13 protein-coding genes and 1 pseudogene are annotated in these 23652 nt (G+C 47.9%); 8 read left to right on the top strand and 6 right to left on the bottom strand.

What is annotated here, in order from left to right; genetic code table 11:
• Positions 1–136: 136 nt before the first annotated feature.
• The 4 genes and pseudogenes from QUW60_RS07120 (at position 137) to QUW60_RS07105 (ending at position 8419) form a co-directional block, all read left to right on the top strand.
• Positions 137–2315: pseudogene (locus QUW60_RS07120) on the top strand (glycoside hydrolase family 97 protein).
• 194 nt (positions 2316–2509) lie between these two features.
• Positions 2510–5500, top strand: a complete 2991-nt coding sequence (locus tag QUW60_RS07115) for a SusC/RagA family TonB-linked outer membrane protein (protein ID WP_289559481.1) — start codon at positions 2510–2512, stop codon at positions 5498–5500.
• A gap of 17 nt (positions 5501–5517) precedes the next feature.
• Positions 5518–7224, top strand: a complete 1707-nt coding sequence (locus tag QUW60_RS07110) for a RagB/SusD family nutrient uptake outer membrane protein (protein ID WP_289559479.1) — start codon at positions 5518–5520, stop codon at positions 7222–7224.
• Positions 7225–7258: 34 nt separating this feature from the next.
• Positions 7259–8419 (top strand): SusE domain-containing protein, encoded by a 1161-nt coding sequence (locus QUW60_RS07105; protein WP_289559476.1) that lies wholly within the window; start codon positions 7259–7261, stop codon positions 8417–8419.
• 199 nt (positions 8420–8618) lie between these two features.
• On the opposite strand, the gene trxA is transcribed toward QUW60_RS07105, so the two are convergent.
• A complete protein-coding gene (trxA, locus tag QUW60_RS07100; RefSeq protein WP_258337233.1) occupies positions 8619–9101 on the bottom strand; it encodes a thioredoxin in 483 nt (160 codons plus the stop codon).
• Between the two features lie 873 nt (positions 9102–9974).
• Between trxA and QUW60_RS07095 the strand changes: the two genes are divergently transcribed.
• The gene (locus tag QUW60_RS07095) at positions 9975–11000 is read left to right on the top strand and encodes an endonuclease/exonuclease/phosphatase family protein (protein WP_258338551.1); all 1026 of its coding nucleotides are present in this window, start codon (positions 9975–9977) and stop codon (positions 10998–11000) included.
• Between the two features lie 11 nt (positions 11001–11011).
• Entirely contained in the window at positions 11012–12187 is a 1176-nt protein-coding gene (locus tag QUW60_RS07090) for a clostripain-related cysteine peptidase (protein ID WP_289559473.1), read from the top strand.
• Between the two features lie 221 nt (positions 12188–12408).
• Here QUW60_RS07090 and dusB read toward each other — a convergent pair whose 3' ends face one another.
• A complete protein-coding gene (gene dusB / locus QUW60_RS07085) occupies positions 12409–13401 on the bottom strand; it encodes a tRNA dihydrouridine synthase DusB (protein ID WP_289559471.1) in 993 nt (330 codons plus the stop codon).
• Positions 13402–13488: 87 nt separating this feature from the next.
• Between dusB and QUW60_RS07080 the strand changes: the two genes are divergently transcribed.
• A complete protein-coding gene (locus QUW60_RS07080) occupies positions 13489–14757 on the top strand; it encodes a peptidase U32 family protein (RefSeq protein WP_289559469.1) in 1269 nt (422 codons plus the stop codon).
• A 71-nt stretch (positions 14758–14828) separates the two neighbouring features.
• Here QUW60_RS07080 and QUW60_RS07075 read toward each other — a convergent pair whose 3' ends face one another.
• From QUW60_RS07075 to QUW60_RS07065, 3 genes are all read right to left on the bottom strand, one after another.
• Positions 14829–15122, bottom strand: a complete 294-nt coding sequence (locus QUW60_RS07075; RefSeq protein WP_289559467.1) for a hypothetical protein — start codon at positions 15120–15122, stop codon at positions 14829–14831.
• A gap of 82 nt (positions 15123–15204) precedes the next feature.
• Positions 15205–15834: a TetR/AcrR family transcriptional regulator gene (locus tag QUW60_RS07070; RefSeq protein ID WP_258338556.1), complete on the bottom strand. Its 630-nt coding sequence runs from the start codon at positions 15832–15834 to the stop codon at positions 15205–15207.
• A 10-nt stretch (positions 15835–15844) separates the two neighbouring features.
• Positions 15845–20056 (bottom strand): acyl-CoA dehydratase activase, encoded by a 4212-nt coding sequence (locus tag QUW60_RS07065; protein WP_289559465.1) that lies wholly within the window; start codon positions 20054–20056, stop codon positions 15845–15847.
• A gap of 237 nt (positions 20057–20293) precedes the next feature.
• Here QUW60_RS07065 and QUW60_RS07060 point away from each other — a divergent pair, with 237 nt between their 5' ends.
• On the top strand, positions 20294–22348 hold the full coding sequence (locus tag QUW60_RS07060) for a TonB-dependent receptor plug domain-containing protein (RefSeq protein ID WP_289559463.1): 2055 nt from the start codon (positions 20294–20296) through the stop codon (positions 22346–22348).
• A 66-nt stretch (positions 22349–22414) separates the two neighbouring features.
• Here the strand turns inward: QUW60_RS07060 and mnmA are convergent, their stop codons facing one another.
• Positions 22415–23476, bottom strand: coding sequence for a tRNA 2-thiouridine(34) synthase MnmA (gene mnmA / locus QUW60_RS07055; protein ID WP_258338559.1), 1062 nt, complete (start codon positions 23474–23476; stop codon positions 22415–22417).
• Between the last annotated feature and the right edge of the window lie 176 nt (positions 23477–23652).

Genomic DNA, 23652 nt, shown 5'->3' with positions numbered 1-23652 from the left:
AAGCATTAAAACACTGATTAACAATAATATATCATTTAATCTCATTTATATTTTCATCATTATTCCGACAGATGTCTTATGTAAGATATAATTTTGCTTTCAGAAATTGTTTTTTACGCTAATACCAGAAAGAACTATGAACCTTAAAAGAACTTTTACTTTTGTTGCGCTCTGCGGATACATCTTCTTTGCAAACGCGCAAAAACTGACATCACCCGACGGAAGCCTGGTCATGAACTTCAGTCTTAACGAAAAGGGATGCCCGACTTACGACCTTACTTTTAAAGATAAAACGGTTATCAAGCCAAGCACTCTCGGACTGGAGCTGAAAAAGGAAGACGCGAACAAAAAAACCGACTTTGAGTGGACAGAAAGAAAAGACAAGGATCAGCTTGACAAAAAGGCCAATCTGATGAACGGATTCAAAATTCGGAATACCCGCATTTCCAGCACTGATGAAACGTGGCGTCCGGTATGGGGAGAAGAAAGTGTTATACGCAACCATTACAACGAACTGGAAGTTACACTGGACCAGCCGGAAAACGACCGCTACATAATCATCCGCTTCCGCCTGTTCAACGACGGCTTAGGCTTCCGCTATGAATTTCCGCAGCAGAAAAATCTGAACTATTTCGTCATCAAGGAAGAACACTCGCAGTTTGCCATGGCCGGCGACCATACTGCTTTCTGGATTCCGGGCGACTATGACACTCAGGAATACGATTACACCACTTCCCGCCTGTCTGAAATCAGAGGAAAAATGAAAACAGCCGTCACTGAAAATTCTTCTCAATACGTTTTCTCTCCGACCGGCGTGCAGACGGCCTTAATGATGAAGACAGACGACGGACTTTATATAAACCTGCACGAAGCCGCATTGGTTGACTACGCTTGCATGAGCCTCAACCTGGATGACAAGAACATGATCTTCGAATCATGGCTTACTCCTGACGCAAAAGGCGACAAAGGATATATGCAGACACCATGCAACTCACCGTGGCGCACAATAATCGTCAGCGACGACGCACGCGACATTTTGGCTTCACGCATCACACTGAACTTGAACGAGCCGTGCAAAATAGAAGACACATCGTGGATTCATCCGGTAAAGTATGTAGGCATATGGTGGGACATGATCACCGGAAAAGGTTCGTGGGCCTATACGGATGACGTATACAGCGTGAAACTGGGGCAGACCGACTATTCGCAGGCCAAGCCGAACGGAAAGCATTCGGCCAACACGGCTAACGTAAAACGCTACATCGATTTTGCCGCCAAACATGGATTTGATGCCGTGCTGGTTGAAGGATGGAACCAAGGCTGGGAAGACTGGTTCGGAAAGAGCAAAGATTATGTGTTCGACTTCGTAACACCTTACCCTGACTTTGACGTACAAGAAATCCACCGCTATGCGGCAGGCAAGGGCATCGAGATGATGATGCACCATGAAACTTCTTCTTCCGTACGCAATTACGAACGCCACATGGACAAAGCATATCAGTTTATGGCAGACAATGGATACAGCTCTGTAAAGAGCGGCTATGTGGGCGACATCATCCCGCGAGGAGAACACCACTACGGACAATGGATGGTAAACCATTACATGTATGCCGTAAAGAAGGCAGCCGACTACAAGATTATGGTAAATGCACACGAAGCTGTACGTCCTACCGGACTATGCCGCACGTATCCCAACCTCATCGGCAATGAATCGGCAAGGGGAACTGAATACGAGTCGTTCGGAGGAAACAATGTGAACCATACCACCATCCTTCCGTTCACCCGGCTGATCGGAGGCCCTGGACTATACACCGGGAATTTTCGAAACAGACTGCAGCAAAATGAATCCGACCAACCATTCACGCGTACGCTCCACACTGGCACGCCAGCTTGCACTGTACGTGACAATGTACAGTCCGTTACAGATGGCAGCCGATATTCCGGAGAATTACGAACGCTTCATGGATGCCTTCCAGTTCATCAAGGATGTGGCCGTTGACTGGCAGGAAACGAAATACCTGGAAGCTGAACCGGGTGAATACATCACCATCGCACGGCACGCGAAAAATTCAGGCGACTGGTTCGTTGGATGCTCAGCAGGCTATAACGGACATACGTCCAAACTGTCCTTCGACTTCCTTGATCCGGACAAGAAATATGAAGCAACCATCTATGCTGATGCAAAAGATGCAAGCTGGGACAAAAATCCCCAAGCCTACACCATCACAAAGAAGAAAGTGACCAGCAAGACCAAGCTGACACTGAAAGCTGCGGTTGGAGGCGGATATGCCATCTCTATCAAAGAAATCAAATAAAAACAGATACAATTACTGATTTAGGGTAAAGATTGATTCTCAGGAAATGCCATTACTTCCGGTCAGAAGGCGGATGCATCGCTTCTGGCTGGAAGTAGAATCCTTTTTCACCGGCAGCACGAAAATTTTCAATAGGCTGAACATTTTTTCTCTTCAGGAGGTATAAAACATTAACTCTAACTTAATTTAATAACATGAAAACAAAAGCAATCAAACAATCAGGCAGATTCTTCCTGCTATGGCTTGCAGGAATGCTGCTGACAGTGCAGGCTTTTGCACAAGAGATTACCGTAAACGGTAATGTGAAAGACAATCTTGGCGAAACCGTCATCGGAGCCAGCGTAGTGATAAAAGGCACTACCAACGGCACAATCACCGACTTCGACGGAAACTTCTCTCTCAAAGCAAAGAAAGGCGACATCATTGTAATCTCGTTCATCGGCTACAAGACACAGGAACTTCCTGCTGCTGCCAATATGAGCGTGGTTCTGCAAGATGACAGCCAGCTGCTGGATGACGTAGTGGTTATCGGTTACGGTTCTGTTAAAAAGAGTGACCTGAGCGGTTCCGTCGTGGCCATCAAAGCAGAAGAAATGAACCGCGGTGCGGTTACTTCTCCTCAGGAATTGCTTATGGGAAAAGTACCGGGCCTCTCCATTTCACAACCAGACGGCCAGCCGGGCGGCGGTTCTACCATCCGTATCCGCCAAGGCTCTTCACTGAATGCCAGCAACGACCCGCTGATTGTAATCGATGGTATTCCCGTAGCCAATGATGCAGCCCCAGGAACTCCTTCGGCATTAGGTACCATCAACCCGAATGACATTGAAACCTTCACCGTGTTAAAAGATGCCTCCGCCACAGCTATCTACGGTTCGCGCGCATCCAACGGCGTCATCATCATTACAACCAAAAAAGGCACGCAAGACAAGCTGAAAGTGACTTACTCAAGCACTTACACCTTGCGTAATCCCTATAACAGAATGAACACGATGAATGCCGCCACATACCGTGAAGTAATGACCAACTTCTGGGGAACCGAATCATCAGTATATAACTTGCTGAATCAATATCCTGACCAAGCTACCGACTGGCAGGACGAAATATTTCAGAACGGTTTAGCTACCGACCAGAACATCAGCGTGTCGGGAAAAGCAGGATTCCTTCCTTTCCGCGTTTCTTTCGGATACAACAAAGAACGTGGTACGCTGAAAACCTCAGACTACGAACGTTACACCGGCTCCATCAGCTTGAGTCCGAAATTCTTTGATGAACATCTGAGCGTTGACATCAACGTAAAGGGAACTATAAACAACAACACCTTCGCCGACTCGGGTGCTGTGGGCGGAGCAGCTTATTTCGACCCTACCAAGCCGGTAAACAGCACAGACGGCTCATATAACGGCTGGTGGCAGTGGACAGGTACAACGCTGGCCGGACACAACCCGCTCTCTTTATTATACGACGTTAACAATGCAGGAACAACAAAACGCAGCCTTGGAAACATCCAGCTGGACTATAAGATTCATGGTCTGGAGGACCTGCGCGTCAACTTGAATCTGGGCTATGACGTGGCAATGACAGACGGCGACAATTATGACGTTCCTAATTCATACCGCACATCCACCAACACCAACTTCCCCAATTACGGCGGCGGTGCAACATGGCACAACTTGCGCCGCAACCAGCTTCTGGATTTTTATCTGAACTATCAAAAGCAGATTGATGCTATCAAGAGCCATGTAGACGTAACGGCCGGCTACTCTTACCAGCATTTCTATTTTGCCGATCTGAACACGAACCGCTCAAATGTCATGCCTGAACGGGATACTGCCGTAAGCGGATATGAATATAACGAAGAAGAACAGCGCTACTATTCAACCACCGACTATCGGAAACCTTACGAATATTATCTGATTTCATTCTTCGCGCGTTTGAACTACAACCTGATGGACCGCTATCTGCTGACAGCAACCGTACGCCGTGACGGTTCCTCACGTTTCAGCGAAGACAACCGCTGGGGTATCTTCCCGTCTGCTGCCGTTGCGTGGAGCATCATCAACGAACCGTTCATGGAAAAAACCCATAACTGGCTTTCAAACTTGAAGCTCCGTCTGGGCTACGGTAAAACAGGACAGCAGGAAATCAGCTCTTACTACGGTTATCTGGGAACGTATACGACCAATACAGATCCTCACTCTACTTACTTCGGCCACCAGCTGATGAAGCCCGACGGCTACAATCCTAATCTGAAATGGGAAACGACTACCACTTACAACGTGGCCATTGACTACGGATTCTTGAACAATCGCATCAACGGTAGCATCGAGTTCTACAAAAAGGACACCAAAGATTTGCTGAACACCGTTGCCTCTGCCGCCGGAACCAATTTCAATACCGAGCTGACAGCCAACGTCGGTTCAATGGAAAACAAAGGTGTGGAATTCAACGTTAATGCCATGGCTATTCAAACCAAAGACTTCTCTTGGGAACTGAACTATAACATTACGTGGAATGACAGCAAGATAACACAGCTGACAGCTACTCCAAATCCTGATTATGGCATGGCTGTAGGTGACAGACAACGCAATCAGGTAGGCTATATTCCTAACGCCTTCTACGTTTACCAGCAGGTATATGACCAGAACGGCAATCCTATACAGAACGCTCTGGTAGACCGCAACAACGACGGAAGCATCACGGAAGACGACCGTTACATCAGCGACAAGAGTCCTGTAGCAAAAGTCTATATGGGACTTAGCTCTCAGTTCATTTACAAGAACTGGGACCTGGGATTCAACCTCCGTGCAAGCTTGGGCAATTATGTATACAACGGAACCTTTGCCGACAACGCGACACTGATGAACTACAGCGACCAGGGATTCTTGTCGAACTTGTATGCAGACTGTCTTAAAACCGGGTGGACAGCCATCTCCAGCAATGAGCAGAAACGTTCGGACTATTTCCTGGAAAACGCTTCCTACCTGAAGATGGACAACATCACGCTGGGATATTCATTCAACAACTTCACTCCAGCGAAACTGTCCGGACGCATCAGTGCTTCTGTACAAAATGTATTTACTATCACCAAGTATAGCGGACTCGACCCGGAATGCAGTGCCATCGACGGTTCATCATGGCCGCGTCCCCGTACCTTTACATTAGGACTGACCCTTAACTTCTAACAGAAAGGAAACAACTTATGAAAACAAAGAAATTATTATATACAGCCATTTTGGCATTAAGCTTTACAAGCTGTGTAAACGATCTTGATGTCGTCCCTCTTGACCCGACAATCAACACGGCAGACCGTGCCTATCAGGATGCAGAAGATTATGAAAATGCGTTGGCCAAGGTGTATGCAATCTGGGCAATGTCAGGACAAGACGGAGCCGGAACGAGCGACATCAGTTTGGGCGATGCAGGTAACACTACCTTGTTGCGCTCATGGTTCATCCTTCAGACACATCCGACTGACGAACTGAAGAACGCAAACAATGATGCCTGGGTGCCCAACCTGAACTACATGAACTGGGGTACAGCCGAAATCGAACCGATCGAAGCCGTATACCAGCGGTGCATGTACATCGTAGCATTGGCAAACGACTTCCTGAAAAACCTGCCCAACGCACCGGAAGAAATCAACCAGGAAAGTCTGCGTGCTCAGGCACGTTTCTGCCGTGCCTTAGCCTACTACACGCTGATGGACACATTTGGCAATCCGCCTTATATAACGGAGAACAATTATTCAATCACTCCGTCTCAGATCGGACGCACAGAAATCTTCAATTTCATCGAAACCGAACTGAAAGCCATCATAGAAAGCGGCGCTTTGCCTCAACGTGCTACCGGCAACGATTACGGCCGCGCAGACCAAGGATCTGCATGGGCATTGCTTGCACGCATGTACCTGAACGCTGAAGTCTACACCGGAACCGCACGCTATGCAGACTGCATGAACGCTTGTCAGGAAGTCATCAATTTGGGCTATGGACTGGCAGATCAATATAGTGCCCTGTTCTGTGGAGACAACGGCGAAAACCCTGACGCAACACAAGAAATCATCTTCCCCATCATGCTCGACGGCGATGCCACACAAACTTATGCGAACCTGGTTTCGGCTTCACGCCCGAACACTGTCAGCGCTGCAGTTGAAGAGGTTGCCGGAGATACCAAATTCCAGTTCTGCCTCAATAACTGGGGAACGCGTGAAGGTTGGGCCGGATACCGCGGAACAAGTGATTTGATACGCACCTTCGAATATACGGACAACAACAATCCGAAAGCCAGCGAAATTCTGGACAAACGGGGAATCTTCCGGGACAGCAACTACGATGACGAAGAACTTTCCATACGCATAGGAAGCACCGTTACGGGAACGTTCCACACCAATGGATGGTGGGTGTACAAATGGACAAACCTTGACCACAACGGCCAGCCGCTGTACGATGCAAGCGTTGCTTCTACGGTTGCCTTCGTCAGCACAGACTTCCCTCTGCTCCGCTTGGGCGACGTCTATCTGATGTATGCCGAAGCTGCCGCACGCACCGGCCAGAACCTTGAAACGGCTGTAAACTACGTGAACCAGCTGCGTGCCCGCGCTTACCAGGGACAAGGCAACTACACCATCACGGCAAGCTGGCTAACCGCAAATGCACAAGTAGGTTACGAAGGTCCGACAGTACAGTTCGGAAACATTCTGAATGAGCGCTGCCGGGAAATGTACTGGGAAGGACAACGCCGTACAGACCTTATCCGCTTCGGGCTTTTCACAGGCAACAGTTATCTGTGGGAATGGAAAAACGGAGCAGAAAACGGCTCCTCAACCAATGAACGCTATAACTTATATCCTATCCCGGTGTCAGATATACAAGCCAATGGCGGTCTGCAACAAAATTCCGGATATTAACCAACATATGCTAACAACAAAAGAACAATAACGTATGAAAATGACAAAATATATGGCAGCTCTCTGCCTGCCGCTCCTTGCCCTAACGGCATGCGAAACCGACAGAGAGATGGCGACATTTGATAGCACCACAGCTACTCCCGCCACGCTTTCCATCAACGGAACAGCACAAGACCTCTACACACTTGATGCCAGCAACGCTTCCGTCAACGTGTTTACTATCGACTGGAGCAAACCAAACTTCGGCCTGCAAGTGCCCGTCACCAACGTTCTGCAAATGGACATCGATGGAAAGAATTTCTCCAATGCACAGGTTCTGACCACCGAAACTGATGTCAAAATCACCTCTTATGCTGTCATCGCAAGCAATTTGAATGCAAACATCCAAACCTTGCTGAACGCATACGGCATGGAAACCCCTACTACACCCGAAGAAGCCGTAACCCTGAACTTCCGCCTTGCCAGTTTCATCACCGGCAGCGCATCCGACTCGCTTTTCTCCGAAGTGCTTAACGTGAGAGTATTACCGTATGAAGGAGAAGCGATTTATCCGTCGCTTGATGTAGTGGGCATAGACGGCAACTGGGACTTTGCAACGAGCCAGAAAATTTATTCGCTTGAGAGCAACGACACCTACAGCGGAATGGTTTATTTCAACAGTTTGCCCGATGGCGGCTGGAAACTGGCCGCAAGCAGTTGGGATAGCGACAAGAACTGGGGAGGCGATGTAGAAGCCGAGGCTTCCACGGCAACGCTGACCGCCGGCGGAAGTAACATCACGGCATACAGCCATAAGAGCTATAACGTCACATTCAACAGGTCAACGCTTGTACTGGAAATGTCGCAGGCACGCGATTACTGGGGAGTCATCGGAATCAACAACAAATGGGGAACAAGCGATGACATCGACTTGGCATTCGGACAAGAAACCGATGCGAGCGGACAGACACAATACTATCTGAGTGCCACGGTAGAAGTACAGGCATCAACTGACGGAAGTACTCACGACACGTTTAAAATCCGCCCCGACCATGACTGGGACGGTGAAATCAACGCTGATAATATAAGCTATGAAGGAGATGTAGCTAAAGACGGCTCCAGCAACAATTTCAAGCTGACCGAAGGAACCGGACAGTATGAAATCAAATGGTACTTCAACAAAGCGGAACAGAAAGTGACCGTCACAAAACAATAAGGCCGTTACCTAGAAACGGAGAATCACACAAGAGGCTGCCTCAGTTTTCATTCTGAGACAGCCTCTTGACGTATAAAGAAAAAACTTCTGGCGACTTTACTTTTCCGCAATGCCAGTTACGCGGGGCGATACAGTCCTGATTATCCAGTCACAATCTGAGCCAATCCACGTGAATCTGCGGTAAAAACCAAAAGGCAAATCACTTCTGCCCCAGCAGCACCTCGTTCACCGCACGCTTCAGCTCAGCCTTAGGCATGGCTCCCTGAGCCATCTGCGGAGTGCCTTCTTTCGGAATAAAAAGCAGGGTGGGGATGCTGCGGATGCCGAAAGCGGCCGACAGCTCCTGCTCCTTGTCCGTATTGATCTTATACACAACGATCTGTCCGGCATATTCAGCCGCCAGCTCTTCAAGAATCGGAGCAATCATCTTGCAGGGACCGCACCAGTCGGCATAGAAATCCACAATCGCCGGCTTGTCGCCTTCGTACGTCCACTTGTCCGGATTCTTTTCGTAATTATACACTTTCTCCAAAAATTCTGCCTTGTTCAGGTGAATCACCTGAGCGTTCTGAGTAGCTTCCATATTTTCAGTCCTTTCTAAATTATTACTCTTTTTCACCTCACTTCCGCATGCCGCATTGACAAGCAACACGCACAATGCAAGACTTAACAGTTTCTTCATTTCTTTCTTCAAGTTAGGTTCTACATCCTTTGTTCAGAAGCCAAAGATAAAGCATTATTTCTTCCCAAACAAATTTCCTTGGGAAATTGTTTATTTTTTACAATTTATAGAGGCACAATTCACCCGCCAGCACGGCACACTTGCCCGCATCCCCACGAAAACGTGATGCAACAGCCTATTATCACAACCTCTTCACTCCTGTGATACGTTCTCTTCGCTCCAGTGATTCGATCTCTTCACTTAAGTGATGCATTCGTATCACTCCAGTGAAGAGATAAAAACAATACGATATCGCAGGGCTGACGCATTAAAAAGAATATTGATTATTAAGTACTTATTATTCAGCATATACTGATTCTATAGGTAAAAAAACAGCCTTTTTATCAGGCTTTAGTATATCTCTAAATATCAGATACTCTGAATATCAATGACTTTAGTAATGCGTCAGCCCTGAGATATCGGGTTGAAGTTACCTCTTCACTGGAGTGATACGATTTCTTCACTCCAGTGAGGCGATCTCCTCACTTAAGTGATACGATCGTATCACTCCAGTGAAGAGGTTTATGGTTCGAGATATCCCAGGGCTGACGCATTAAAAAGAATATTGATTATTAAGTACTTATTATTCAGCATATACTGATTTTATAGGTAAAAAACAGCCTTTTTATCTGGCTTTAGTATATCTCTAAATATCAGATACTCTGAATATCAATGACTTTAGTAATGCGTCAGCCCTGCGAGATATCCGGAAAAAGACGGTGCGGGAAGCCGTTGGAACATAAAGTTTAAATTATCAGAGAATATCGCATTTGTGTTGTTGGTTATGTGAACATTTCCGACATTTGGCGGTTTAGAAACTAAAAATCAGATTATATGAAGAACGTAATTCTTAGTTTGCTTGTTTTATTTTTCAGCTTGTCGGTCCGGGCTGGGGAGAAGTTTACCGTCCTGCAATGGAATATTTGGCAGGAAGGTACGGTGGTGCCCGGAGGTTATGATGCCATAGTCAACGAAATCGTGCGCCTGAAGCCGGATTTCGTTACGTTCAGCGAGGTCAGAAACTATCATTCCACCCGTTTCTGTGATCGGATTGTCGCTTCGCTTAAGGAAAGAGGCGAAACTTACCATTCGTTCTATTCCGACGACACCGGACTGCTCAGCAGGTATCCCATTGCCGATTCCACGGTGGTTTATCCGCTGCATGATGACCATGGGACTGTCCACCGGATGCTGACAGAGATTTACGGGCGGAAAATAGCCGTGTATACGGCGCATCTTGATTATCTGAGCGACGCTTATTATAATGTGAGAGGTTATGATGGTTCCACGTGGAAAAAGATACCGAAGCCGGAAAGTATCGCCGAGGTTCTGGCTGTGAATGATGCTTCTTTCCGTGACGATGCGATCAAATGCTTCATCAAGGCAGCGCGGAAGGATGTGGAAAATGGTGTGATGGTAGTTTTGGGAGGCGATTTCAACGAGCCGTCACATCTCGACTGGATCAGGGAAACGAAGGATCTGTATGACCACAACGGCATGATTATCCCGTGGACCGTTCCTCTGCTTCTTGACAATGCCGGATTCGTGGATGCTTACCGTACGGTGTATCCGGATGTGCTCAGCTATCCCGGCTTCACTTTCCCGGCCGACAATCCCCTGATAAAAGTGAACAGGCTCACATGGGCTCCCGAATCGGACGAGCGCGACCGGATAGATTATGTGTTCTTTTATCCCGACCGGAGGCTGAAGCTGAAGGATGCGGTGCTGTTCGGCCCGAAAGGGAGCATCCGGAAGTCGGAGCGGATTGTCGAAACCTCGAAAGACCGGTTTGTAGAGCCTCTTGGCGTATGGCCTACCGACCATAAGGGAGTGCTGGTTACGTTTGAACTGGTTGAATGATTGCGGAAAGTATGGTGAAGCTCTTGAACTTTACGTGCCGGTTCTGCCTTCTGGCGGCAATCGTTCTTTTGGTTGCATGCCGGGAAAACGAAACGGATGAAGAACCGTTTTGCGAGAGGACGTTATTCATGTATCTCCCGTGGTCTACGAACCTGACTCCGTATTTCTATACAAACATATCCGATATGGAGAAGGCTGTCCGTGAGAAGGGACTGGACAATGAGCGGGTTGTTGTCTTTCTGTCCACAACCTCTTCCGAGGCTTCCATGTTCGAAATCGTTTATGAGAACGGTGAAACCCGGAGAAACACGTTGAAAACATACGATTCTCCGGCATTCACTACCGTCGGAGGGCTTGCCGCCATTTTGAACGACGTGAAAAGCTTTGCTCCGGCACGCAGCTATGCCATGACAATCGGATGCCACGGCATGGGCTGGCTTCCTGTGCATGGGAGCCGGAAGAGCCGGAGCGCCGAAAGCTTCAAGCCTCACTGGGAGTACGACAACGCTTGGGCGACACGTTATTTCGGGGGAGCAAGCAGTGCCTATCAGACCGATATAAGTACGCTGGCGGAGAGCCTGGAGCGGGCCGGCATGCCGATGGAGTTTATCCTTTTTGATGATTGCTATATGTCTTCCATTGAAGTGGCATACACATTGCGTCATGTGGCAGATTATCTGATCGCTTGTCCCACGGAGATTATGGCGTTCGGCATGCCGTATGCGGAAATCGGAAAGTATCTGTTGGGCGAGCCGGATTATGAGGCCGTCTGCCGCGAGTTCAAGAAGTTCTATGCCGCTTATCGTTATCCGTATGCCACGTTCGGAATAACCCGTAGCTCTGAGCTGGAAACACTGGCTTCTCTGATGAAAGAGATAAACGGACTGTTTGTGTTTGATGAAACGGAGCGCGCGAAATTGCAACCGATGGACGGATATGACCCGGCTATTTTTTATGATTACGGTGACTATGTATCGCACCTTTGCAGCGATTCGGTCTTGCTGGAGCAGTTCAACGAGCGGCTTGGCCGTGCGGTTCCTTATAAGGCCCATACGGAAAAGTATTATTCTGCCGCCGGAGGAGTAAAGTCTGTCTGGACCTTCTCAGGCATTACGACTTCTGCTCCCAGTATAAGTCCGCAAGCCGCAGACTGGGTGGATACAGATTGGTATCGGGCAACGCATTAGTCAGCTATGAACCGGCTTATGGTTTGTCCTTACTGTAAGGTTTGATATAGGTAAGTGTGCAAGATTAAATGATATATATTATATTAGAAACACAGATTTCGCAGATAATTGGCACAATCATCTGCGAGAATCCGCGTAAATCTGCGTTTCTGAACAGAAAAATATACCGTTTCGGAGCATTCGGCGGCATAGGTTCCGTTGTGCTCCGTTGCGGTTGGCTGTTATTGCTGGCTTTTCCCGTAGGTTTCTTCAATATGGTCGAGGATACGGTTCAGTTCCTCCAGCGTTTCGGCGCGCAGCATGGCAATGCGTGTTTCGCGGAAGTTGGGGATTCCCTTGAACAAGGGCGATGCGGCAAGATGACGGCGCACGTGCAGGATGCCGCGCCGTTCGTCGAGCAAGTTCACGCTGTCCTGTACTTCGCGGCGCAGCACATTCATCTTCCAGCCGAACGAAAGGGGAGGAAGCTCTTCGCCTGTTTCCAGATAATGTTTCACTTCCTTGAAGATCCACGGACGGCCGAAGCTGGCGCGCCCGATCATGATGGCGTCTACTCCATAAAGCTCGAAGCACTCTTTGGCACGCTGGGGGCTCGTGATGTCACCGTTTCCGATAATGGGGATATGCATTCGCGGGTTCTTCTTTACTTCACCGATTAATGTCCAGTCAGCTTCACCCGTATACATTTGTGCCCGTGTGCGTCCGTGAATAGTCAGTGCCTCAATGCCGCAGTCCTGCAACTGTTCAGCAAGGTCGGCAATGATCTTATGGTCAGCATCCCATCCCAAACGGGTTTTTACCGTGACCGGAATTTTTACGGCATTTACTACAGCCCGTGTGATTTCCAACATCTTGGGAACATTCTGAAGCATTCCGGCTCCCGCTCCCTTTCCTGCCACTTTCTTTACGGGGCATCCGAAATTCAGGTCGAGAATATCCGGCTGCGCTTCTTCAACGATGTGTGCAGCCTCTACCATTGTATCCGTATCTTTCCCGTAAATCTGTATGGCAACCGGACGTTCCTTTTCGCTGATGTTCAGCTTCACCACTGTTTTCCCGATCGAGCGTATGAGCGCATCGCTTGATACGAACTCCGTATATACCATATCTGCTCCGAACTCTTTGCAGAGCAGGCGGAAAGCCGGGTCGGTTACGTCTTCCATGGGGGCCAGAAATACAGGCTTATCTCCTAATTCGATGTTTCTTATTTTCATTCCGTTGATATTGGACTGCAAAGGTAGCGAAATTTTATTATATCCCGAAAAATGCCTACCTTTGCGCTTCAATCAATTGAAAAAGAAATGAGTTATTCTATCAAAGATTTTGAGATAATGGCTCCGGTAGGTTCGCGCGAATCGCTGGCGGCAGCCCTTCATGCCGGCGCTGATTCCATTTACTTCGGAATTGAAAGCCTGAACATGCGGGCGCGTTCGGCCAACACCTTTACGATTGACGATCTGCGCGAAATTGCGAAAGTTTGCGATGAACATGGAGTGAAGAGTTACCTGACCATCAATACCATCATCTATGATGAGGACCTTGAGCTGATGCGTAAGATTGTGGATGCAGCGAAAGAGGCCGGCATCAGTGCGGTCATTGCGGCTGATGTGGCGGTTATGGACTACTGCAATCGGGTGGGACAGGAGGTGCATCTTTCCACCCAGCTGAATATCAGCAATGTGGAAGCCTTGAGATTCTATTCCCGTTTTGCAGATGTGGTGGTGCTGGCGCGCGAGCTAAATCTGAAGCAGGTGCGCAAGATATACGATGCCATCCAGGAAGAGCAGATCAAAGGTCCGATGGGTGAGCTGGTCCGCATAGAGATGTTCTGTCACGGAGCTTTGTGCATGGCGGTGTCGGGCAAGTGCTATTTGAGCCTGAATGAACTGAACGCTTCTGCCAACCGGGGGGCATGTATGCAGGTGTGCCGCCGTTCCTATATCGTGAAGGACAAGGAAAGCGACATTGAACTGGAGGTGGACAACAAATACATCATGTCGCCCAAAGACTTGAAAACAATTCATTTCATGGACGAAATGATTGAAGCGGGAGTGCGTGTGTTCAAGATAGAAGGACGTGCCCGCGGTCCCGAATACGTGAAGACTGTGGTAGAATGCTACAAAGAAGCCATACAGTCGTATATTGACGGGACATTTACGGAAGAGAAGGTGGCAGACTGGGATGAGCGCCTGAAGACTGTATTCAACCGTGGATTCTGGAACGGCTATTATTTGGGCCAGCGTTTGGGAGAATGGAGCAGGAACTACGGCTCGGAAGCAACAGAGAAGAAGGTGTATGCAGGCAAAGGCATTAAGTATTTTTCCAATATCGGAGTGGCTGAGTTTTTGATAGAAGCAGCCGAGCTTAATGTCGGCGACAAGCTGCTGATTACCGGCCCTACAACCGGAGCTATGTATGTTACGCTTGATGAGGCCCGTGTGGATCTGAAGCCGGTGGATGTTGTGAAGAAAGGCGTGCATGTATCCTTTAAAGTTCCTGATCGCATACGTCCCAGCGACAAGCTCTACAAGATTGTTCCTTCAGAGAAACTGAAAAAGAACATGCAATAATAAGTGGAATAAAGACAAAGGCTGTTTCAGAATGCAGTGAAACAGCCTTTGTCTTTTATACGACCATCATATTATTGTTTTTCTAAGTTCTTGATAAACAAATTTAATGTGACATAATCGGTCGGAATCAAAGAAGAAGCGTTTTGGGCAAAATCTTCGCATGCGTTCTTAAGCGTTTCAAATTCTTCCTTCTCCTTAGTTCTTACGTATACGAAGAAGATGTTCGCTTCTTTCTCTTTCAGGTCAGCAAATATGATGTTGCTGTACCTTTCATTGTACATTTGGACCAGTGCATCAAGTCTTGCCCAAAATTGAGTGATGTAAGCGTCCTCGACGCTTGCTGATAAAAATAAAGTTTTCTCCATATTCAGGTCCTTTTCTACAAAGAAAGCATAAAATGGGATAAAAACTCTATTTTTTAAAGATTTGTAATGCTTTTAGTATTGTTTAGTTGTTTGTTGGCTCCAGCAGGTTGGTCATTTGGCTGACGATATGTATCTTCCATTGCTCGAGCAGTGTATCGAACGTTTCTTTCTCTTTGTTGATGAAAATCTTGCCGCACAGGTCGCGTGTGAGAAAAGGAACGGTGAGCAGGCTGTAGAAGTTCATGAATACAATCCGCAGAGGTACGGAGCGCAGCCTGCCCTCTGCCATTTCATCTTGCAGTTCATCCGTGATTTGGGTCATGTATTGTTTTACTCCCAGTTGTTCGATGGCAGCGATCAGGTGAGATACGTCCCTGTTGATTTCTTTCAGCATGAACAGTGGCAGGTAGGGATTTTCTTTGAACACTCTGTAGTAGGCGTCTACAATTTCCCTTATTCTTTGTGAAATTGGCTTTTCCTTGTTCTGTATGATGTCTTTTATTTGGGGGATAAAAGATAAGACGATGTTTCCGAATACGGCCTGAAACATTCTGTCCTTGGTTCTGAAATAATAGTGTATTCCCGGCCGGTTCATGCCTACTTTTGCGGCGATTTCACTCATGCTGGTATCTGTGAATCCTTTTTCTATGAATATTTCTCTGGCTGTGTCGATGATTTTCTGCTCCAGATTGTCGTTGTTGTCAGTATTCATGGTCTGTTCGTTATTTTAAGTTGTCTATGAAAAGCAGCATACGGTTCGTTACGTTTACGTCGCTTACACCGCTGTCGAAGTCTAAAGATAGTAAATTAATGTCAGGGTAGAAATGCTTGATGCGTTTTTCTATACCTTTTGACACGATATGGTTGGCAATGCAGCCGAAAGGTTGCAGGCTGATAACATTCTGTATCCCTTGTTTTGCATACGACATGATTTCGGCCGGGAGAAGCCATCCTTCACCGAACTGTGCGTTGAGTGAAACGATTTTCCGTGCTTCTTCAGCTTCGTCGAATATATCCTTGAAAGGGATGTAATAGCGGAATTTGCCGGCAATTCCGTTCACTTTCTTGATTTCTCTTTTGACGAGCGAGTATCCCAGTTTGTAGATGAAGGCAGGCATTTCCTTTTTGTCGATGTGGGAAGCAATCCTTACGTTGACATTCACGAAACTTTGGGTGAAAAAATCGGTCATGATCGGCGGAACAACCTCTGCGCCTCGCTCTGTCAGCCATCCGATGATGTTCTTTTGGGCGAAAGGATTGAACTTCAGGAAGATTTCGCCCACGATGCCTACTTTGCGGCAATTAACCTTGCGGCAAATGCCGTTGAATTTTCCGGCAGCTTCTGCAAGCAGGGCAAACAGTTTGTCGGAGTGTCCTTCGGCAATCATTTGTCCGGCTGTTTTCAGGTAATAATCTTTTAAATCTGCAGCCAGTCCGGGCTCTTTCTCACGTGCTGCGGATGCATAATAGAATTTGGAGATACAGTCGCTGTATAGAATGCTCCGCAAGGCTATGGGAAGTATTTTCAGCCAGTTTATCTTCAGATTCGGCTGGCCGTCGTTGATGGAATTGCCGAATGTCAGCGAAACGACAGGCGTCTGTGCATATCCGGCATCCGCCAGCGCTTTCTTGATAAGCGGGATATAGTTGCTTGCCCTGCATTGCCCTCCTGTTTGGGTCAATGCAACGATTGTGTTTCCCGGGTCATACCGGTTCTCCTTGAAAGCTCGCACGACATCACCGACAATCAATGTGGCAGGATAGCAAACTTCGTTGTTGGCGTATTTCAGTCCCCAGTCGCACGATGCTTGATTGCTGAGCGGAAGATTTTCCACATCATAGCCGGCACAGCGCATGATGGCAGGAATGAGTGGAGATAGGAAAGGAGTGAAATAGGGGACGATAATTTTTCGTTGCCGCCAATTGTTTTCCTCAGGAGCCGTTGCCGGCATGGTCTGTGCGGTGGCTTTATGCAGCCTGTCGGCTTTGATGGCGGCGTTCAGGCTTTCCACCAGCGAACGAATCCTCAGCTTCATGGATCCTACATTGTTGATGTCATCCAGCTTCAGCAAGGTAAGCGCTTTTCCGTGGCGGATCAGCAGATCGCGCACCTCATCGCTGAGGAAAGCGTCCGGGCCGCATCCGAAAGAAGTCATTTCTACAAACTGAATCCGGCTGTTCTGCATGCTGCACCATTTGGCGGCTTTTAAAATTCTGTTCGGGTATGCCCATTGCGACAGAAAGTGTGTGCTTTTGTCGTTTATATCGATGTCTGTGTCACGTATGATGTCTTCTGTAATGACATCTATCCCCATGTCTGAGATTATTTGGGCTACTTTGTGCTGGATCAGCGGATCCGTGTGGTAAGGCCTTCCGGCCAGAAGAATAACGAGCCTTTCCTCCTGTTCTGCCTGTCGCAGGGCTTCCCGGCAGCGTTCTGCCAGCGTTTTACCGAACAGTTCTTGTTCGTTTTTAGCTTTGGCGAATGCTTGTCTGATGGTTTTGTCATCCATGTTCAAGCCAAGGCTTTTCAAGTAGATGCTGCATTGTTTCAGCAGCAATTCATCGTGCTTGAATGTGACGGCAGGTGTATCTATCGGGATATCGGATGCCTGTACGCTTTTTATGACATCAGAATATCCGGTAACAATCGGGCAATTATAGCTGTTCTGTCCCTTGTCGTTCCGTTCGAAAACGACATAAGGCATGAAGATACGGTCTACTTTCTTTTCTATGAGGTCTTGAATATGACTGTGAACCAGTTTTGCCGGGAAACAGATATTGTCGGACATGACCAGTCTGGCGTTGTGTTCATAATGTCTGAAGTCGGAGGGGGCGGAAAGTACGACCTGAATGCCGCATGCGGTGAACAATGTATGCCAGAATGGGAAGTCTTCGTACATATTCAGGCATCTGGGTATACCGATCGTCAGTTTGCAAGCTCCTGCTTTTGTATTGCAGCGGCTGAACAGCAGTTCATTTTTTTCCTGATACAGATTTGCACCCGGTTTTTTCCGGATATTTTCGTTTGTGAATATCTTTTCGCACCGGTTGCCCGAATAATAGTTTGTTCCGTTGTCAAAATGATAGCGGACCACCGGGCATTGGTTGCTGCATCCTTTGCAGTGAAGCAGGCGGGAGGTATAGTGAGCTTTGGAGATGAGGTTGTCCAGTTCTGTTTCAGCACCTTGGCAGGTGATGGCATGAAGGGCGCATCCGAAAGCTCCCATGAGTTCCGGAATGTTGCATCGGGTAACTTCTGTATCTGTCAGAACTTCCAAAGCGCGCACCACTGCATCGTTTCTCATCGTACCTCCTTGAACCACAATATGCTTTCCAAGTGCAGAAGTGTCTTTCAGTTTCAGCACCTTATAAAGACAGTTCTTGATGACAGAGTATGCCAGTCCTGCTGCAATGTCTTCGATGGCTGCCCCTTCGCGCAGTGCCTGCTTCACTTTTGAGTTCATGAAAACAGTGCATCTTGTTCCCAAGTCATAAGGCGACAGCGAATGACAGGCGGCTGTTGAGAATTCATGAGCGGTAAAGCCCAAAGTTCTGGCGAATGTTTCGATAAATGAACCGCATCCCGAAGAGCAGGCCTCATTGATTTCAATCCGGTCGATGGTGCCCTGACTGATGAAGATGGCTTTCATGTCTTGTCCGCCGATGTCAAGGATAAACGAAACGTCCTTGTTGAGGTAGTGTGCGGCCTTGTAGTGTGCCATTGTTTCTACGATGCCCGAATCTAATTGGAAAGCCGCTTTTATCAGATCTTCCCCATATCCGGTGGCGCAGCTTCCTTTTATTTGCAGTTCTGCATTTGCTTGTGCACATTTTTCTTTCAGCAGATTCAGTCCCTTTTCCACTGCTTCAATCGGATTTCCTCCGTTGGGGGCGTAGTAAGAGTACAGGATTCTGGCACATTCGTCAGTCACAACGATTTTGGTGGTGGTTGAACCGGAATCGATGCCGATAAAGGCATTTTGTCTGCCAGGCTTCAGTTCGCTTGCCTCCACTTTGCAGGCAGACATCCTCACTTGCCATTCTTCGTATTCCTCTTCTGTGCTGAAAATAGGTTTCAGATGGGACTGCGGAGATTTGTTTCCGGTTTTTTCTTCCAGCCTGCTTATGAGGGAAGAAAGTCGGTATGATATATCATTGTCAGAATCAGACAAAGCTGTTCCTAAGGCCGGCAGTATAGCCCCGTTTTCAGGAACGATAATATCCTGTTCCCTGACAGACAGGTAGTTGATGAACGCTTTTCTGAGTGCAGGGATAAATGAAAGCGGTCCGCCGCAGAACAGAACCGGAGAAGCGATGTCGCATCCGTGAGCCAATGTGACAACGGTTTGTACGGCTACGGCATGGAAGATAGATGCCGCTATATCTTCTTTTCTTACGTTTTTGGCAATCAGATTCTGTATGTCTGTCTTGCAGAAAACTCCACAGCGTGAAGCGATTGGATAGATTTGAGTAGACTGCAGCGCAAGCTCGTTCAGTTCTTGTACGTTCACTCCGAGGATGACAGCCATCTGGTCGATGAATGCGCCTGTTCCTCCGGCACAGTTTCCGTTCATCCGCAGTTCGGATGCTTTGCCGTTCCTGAAAAATACAATTTTGGCATCTTCTCCTCCAATGTCAATCATAGATGCTGTTTGGGGATAGTTCCTTTGAATAGCCTTGGCGGCTGCGACAACTTCCTGGACAAAGGGGAAAGCATATCTTTCGGCAAATCCCATGCCTACAGAACCGGTTACTTTTACATTTGCCTCAATGTCGCCTAAGGTGCGGAGCGCAAGCTTGAGCATATGCGTGACAGTTGCGTTTGCTTGTGCATTGTGACGTTCGTATCTGGAGAAAAGCAATTTCCCTTTTTCATCAAGCACAATAACCTTTGCGGTTGTTGAACCAATATCTATACCTATCCGAATCATATCAGTTTCTCATGTTTTACACTATTGTCAAACGCAAATGTATGCAATTGGAAGCGAATGCAAACGTCGTAAGCCATGAAAATATGAATATTTAACAGTTCAAATATAATGTGTTGGAAACATGTGCTTTGCCGTAATGCGGCGAATGTGACAAGGGTATTTTCAGCAGATGAGATTTGCTGGTAAGGTTTATTTGTCGTTTCTTTGCCTCGTATTTATTAACTATATTTATTCACAATGAAAAAAGAAAACTTTAAGAGAGGCAGCAGTGCAGTCCGTTTCAAACGTTTCTCTCGCCGTCCCTATGCTGTTTTCATAAGCCTGAAAGTGGAGGTGACAATCGGTGTATTGTCGGCTGCAATGCTGACATTCGCAAATGTCGATTCTGTTTCAGCGCAGACAGAAAATCATGCAAAGGAGAAATTGTACGAGTTGGGAGAAGTGGAGGTGACCGGCACGCGCGTTCCGATGACCGTCAGTCAGGCGGCACGGATGGTAACTGTGCTCGACCGTGACGACATTGCTGCGGTTCCTGCGCAAAGTGTGAACGATTTGCTGAAGTATGCCGTTGGGATTGATGTCCGCCAGCGGGGTGACATGGGAGTACAAACGGACATCAGTATCAGAGGGGGGACGTTCGACCAAATCACAATTCTTCTGAACGGAATCAATATCTGTGACCCCCAGACTGGCCATAATGCGGCCGATTTTCCAGTTGACATCAGTGAAATAGAACGAATTGAAGTGCTTGAAGGGCCTGCAGGACGTGTGTATGGCACATCGTCACTGGTCGGAGCGATCAATATTGTGACCCGTCCCGATTTGCAGAGCGGGATGGAGCTGCGGGCGGAAGGCGGTTCGTATGGCTTTTTCGACGGAGGAGGCCATATAAATCTGACGAAAGGAGCATTCAGCAACCAGTTCTCCGGAGGTTTCAGCCGGAGTGACGGATTCAGCCGGAATGCGGCAGGGCGTTTGAACAGCGACTTCAAACAGGCGAAAGCCTTTTATCAGGGCGGATATGCCCATGAGAAAGCGGAGGTAAGATGGCATGCCGGATTTACCCAAAAAGACTATGGGGCAAACACTTTCTACAGTGCAAAGTATGACGATCAGTTTGAGCATACACGCAAATACTATACAGCCGTCCAGGCGGAAACCAAGGGCGATGTCTATCGTTTCAAGCCCTCGGTTTACTGGAACCGTTCGGAAGACCGTTTTGAACTGGTGCGCAACCGCCCCGAAACGGTGCCTTTCAATTATCATCGGACGGATGTCTACGGATTGAATCTGAACAATACATTGGAAACAGCGTTGGGAAAGACCGCTTTCGGCGCGGAGTTTCGTAACGAAGGCATAGTCAGTACCACTTTGGGAGAGCCTTTGCACTTTCCTGAACCGGCTCCCGGCGGAGGAGAATATACGGCAGGGCTGAACCGCACAAACCTGAGTTTCCATCTGGAGCATAATATCCTGCTGAGAGGGTTTACGCTTTCGGCTGGCGTTATAGCCGTGAAAAATACAGGAAATGAAATGAATTTCCGGTTTTATCCGGGGGTGGACGCGAGCTGGCAGTTTGCACGCGACTGGAAGCTGTATGCCTCGTTCAACACATCCTTGAGAATGCCTACCTTTACCGAACTTTATTATTCGGTGAACGGATACAAGGCCGACAGATACCTGAAGCCCGAGGAGATGAAAGCTTATGAGATAGGCGTGAAATATCTGACTCCGGGAATCCGGGGAACTGTCAGTCTTTTTCATTACCGGGGCACGAATCTGATTGACTGGATAAAGGATTTGTCGGAAGGAGCCGATGCTCCCTGGCAGTCTGTCAACCATGCAAAAGTAAATACCACCGGAGTGGAAACTTCGCTGGATGTGAGTTTCGACGAAATGCTGCACAGGACTTTTTTCATCAGAAACCTGACTGTATCATACGCTTACATTGATCAGGATAAGAAGTCGGAGCCGGATGTCCAGTCAAGATATGCGCTGGAGTATCTTCGCCACAAAGTTGTGGCACAGGCGAATCTGCGTGTCTGGCGGAATCTGAACCTCAACGTATCTTACCGTTGGCAGGACCGTATGGGAAATTATGAGCAGAACGGAGAAATGGTGGCTTATGAGCCTTATTCACTGCTCGATGCGCGCCTGTCGTGGGATACATCTTCTTATCGGGTGTATGCTGAAGCCAACAATCTGCTGAACAGAACCTATTATGACTACGGCAATATCCCTCAGCCCGGCATCTGGGTACGTGCCGGTGCCGTGTGGCGGCTGAAGTGGTAGTTCTGTGCCGAACGCAGAGGCCCGTAACGTTGTGCCTTTGCGTTCGGAATGATGCGCTGGACTTTTTTATGGGAAGGCGGCTTCGATGATGCCGCCTCCTAAAACAATGTCCTTGCGATAGAATGCGGCGGCCTGTCCCGATGCCACAGACGCAAGCGGCTCGTGAAGCTCCACGCGGAGCTGGTTGTCTTCCGTGAGATGTACAGTACAGCGGTTGGCTTGTTTTCTGTATCTGATTTTTATGATGACATCATCTTTTTCGAGCAGGGCGGCCGGATTGGTGATATTCCAGTCCTTCAGGCATATTTCATTCTTTTCCAGATCCTGCAAGCTGCCGCTGAGCACGACTTTGTTTTCTCTCGGGAAGATGTCTTTTACGAACAACGCCTTGTTCAGATTTATACCCAATCCCCTTCTTTGTCCAACAGTATAGAACGGGTATCCCTCGTGTGTGCCGATAATTTTTCCGTCCGTATCGTAAAAATGCCCCGGCGCAATGCTGCCGTGTGGAGCATGTTCCTTTAAGAAAGTCCGGTAGTCCATAGGGCAGAAGCATACGCCCAGGCTGTCTTTCTTCTTCGCTGCTTTCAGAAATCCCCTTTCTGCTGCTATCTCACGTACCCGCGTTTTCGTCAGTTCCCCTAAAGGCAGCAGCATGCGCTCCAGAATATCCTGTGGAAGCCCCCATAAGAAGAACGACTGGTCTTTGTCCCGGTCAGCTCCGCAGGAGATATGCCAATGTTTTCCGATAAAGTTTTTCTTTACGTAGTGTCCGGTGGCCAGATAGAAAATGTTGAGCTTGTCAGCCATATCTCTCAGCAGCGGCCATTTCAGAAAGTTGTTGCAGAGCGTGCAGGGAACGGGCGTACGTCCTGCCATGTATTCGGAGATAAAGTAGCGAATGATTTTTTCTTTGAAAGCTTTACGTGCATCATATACGATATGGGGAATATGCAGGCGTTTGCACAAATCCTGTGCGTCGTCCAGATATTCCGTGTCATCATTTTTCTCGTAGAATCGGAAAGTGATGCCGGTCACTTCATAGCCTGCGTCCTGAAGCAGGAGGGCGGCGACAGAACTGTCCGTTCCTCCGCTCATCCCAAGCAAAACTTTGTTGTTTGTATCCATAATCATGTGCAAAGTTAATAAATTCGGTCAGAATGGCAATTTCCTTGCCCTCGCCTGCGTAAGGTGGCTGCTTGGCTGGCGGAGAGAAAACAGGCAGGTTCCGGAAACATCTGCATCTCCAGCCTAGAGATATAAATCTCCAGTCTAAGGATGTGCATCTCCAGCCTGAAGATATG

It is taken from the genome of Bacteroides gallinaceum (genome assembly GCF_030373775.1).
Taxonomy (GTDB): domain Bacteria; phylum Bacteroidota; class Bacteroidia; order Bacteroidales; family Bacteroidaceae; genus Phocaeicola; species Phocaeicola excrementipullorum.
Note: the sequence above shows the minus strand (reverse complement) of the source record. Positions and strands in the feature narration are given on the sequence as shown.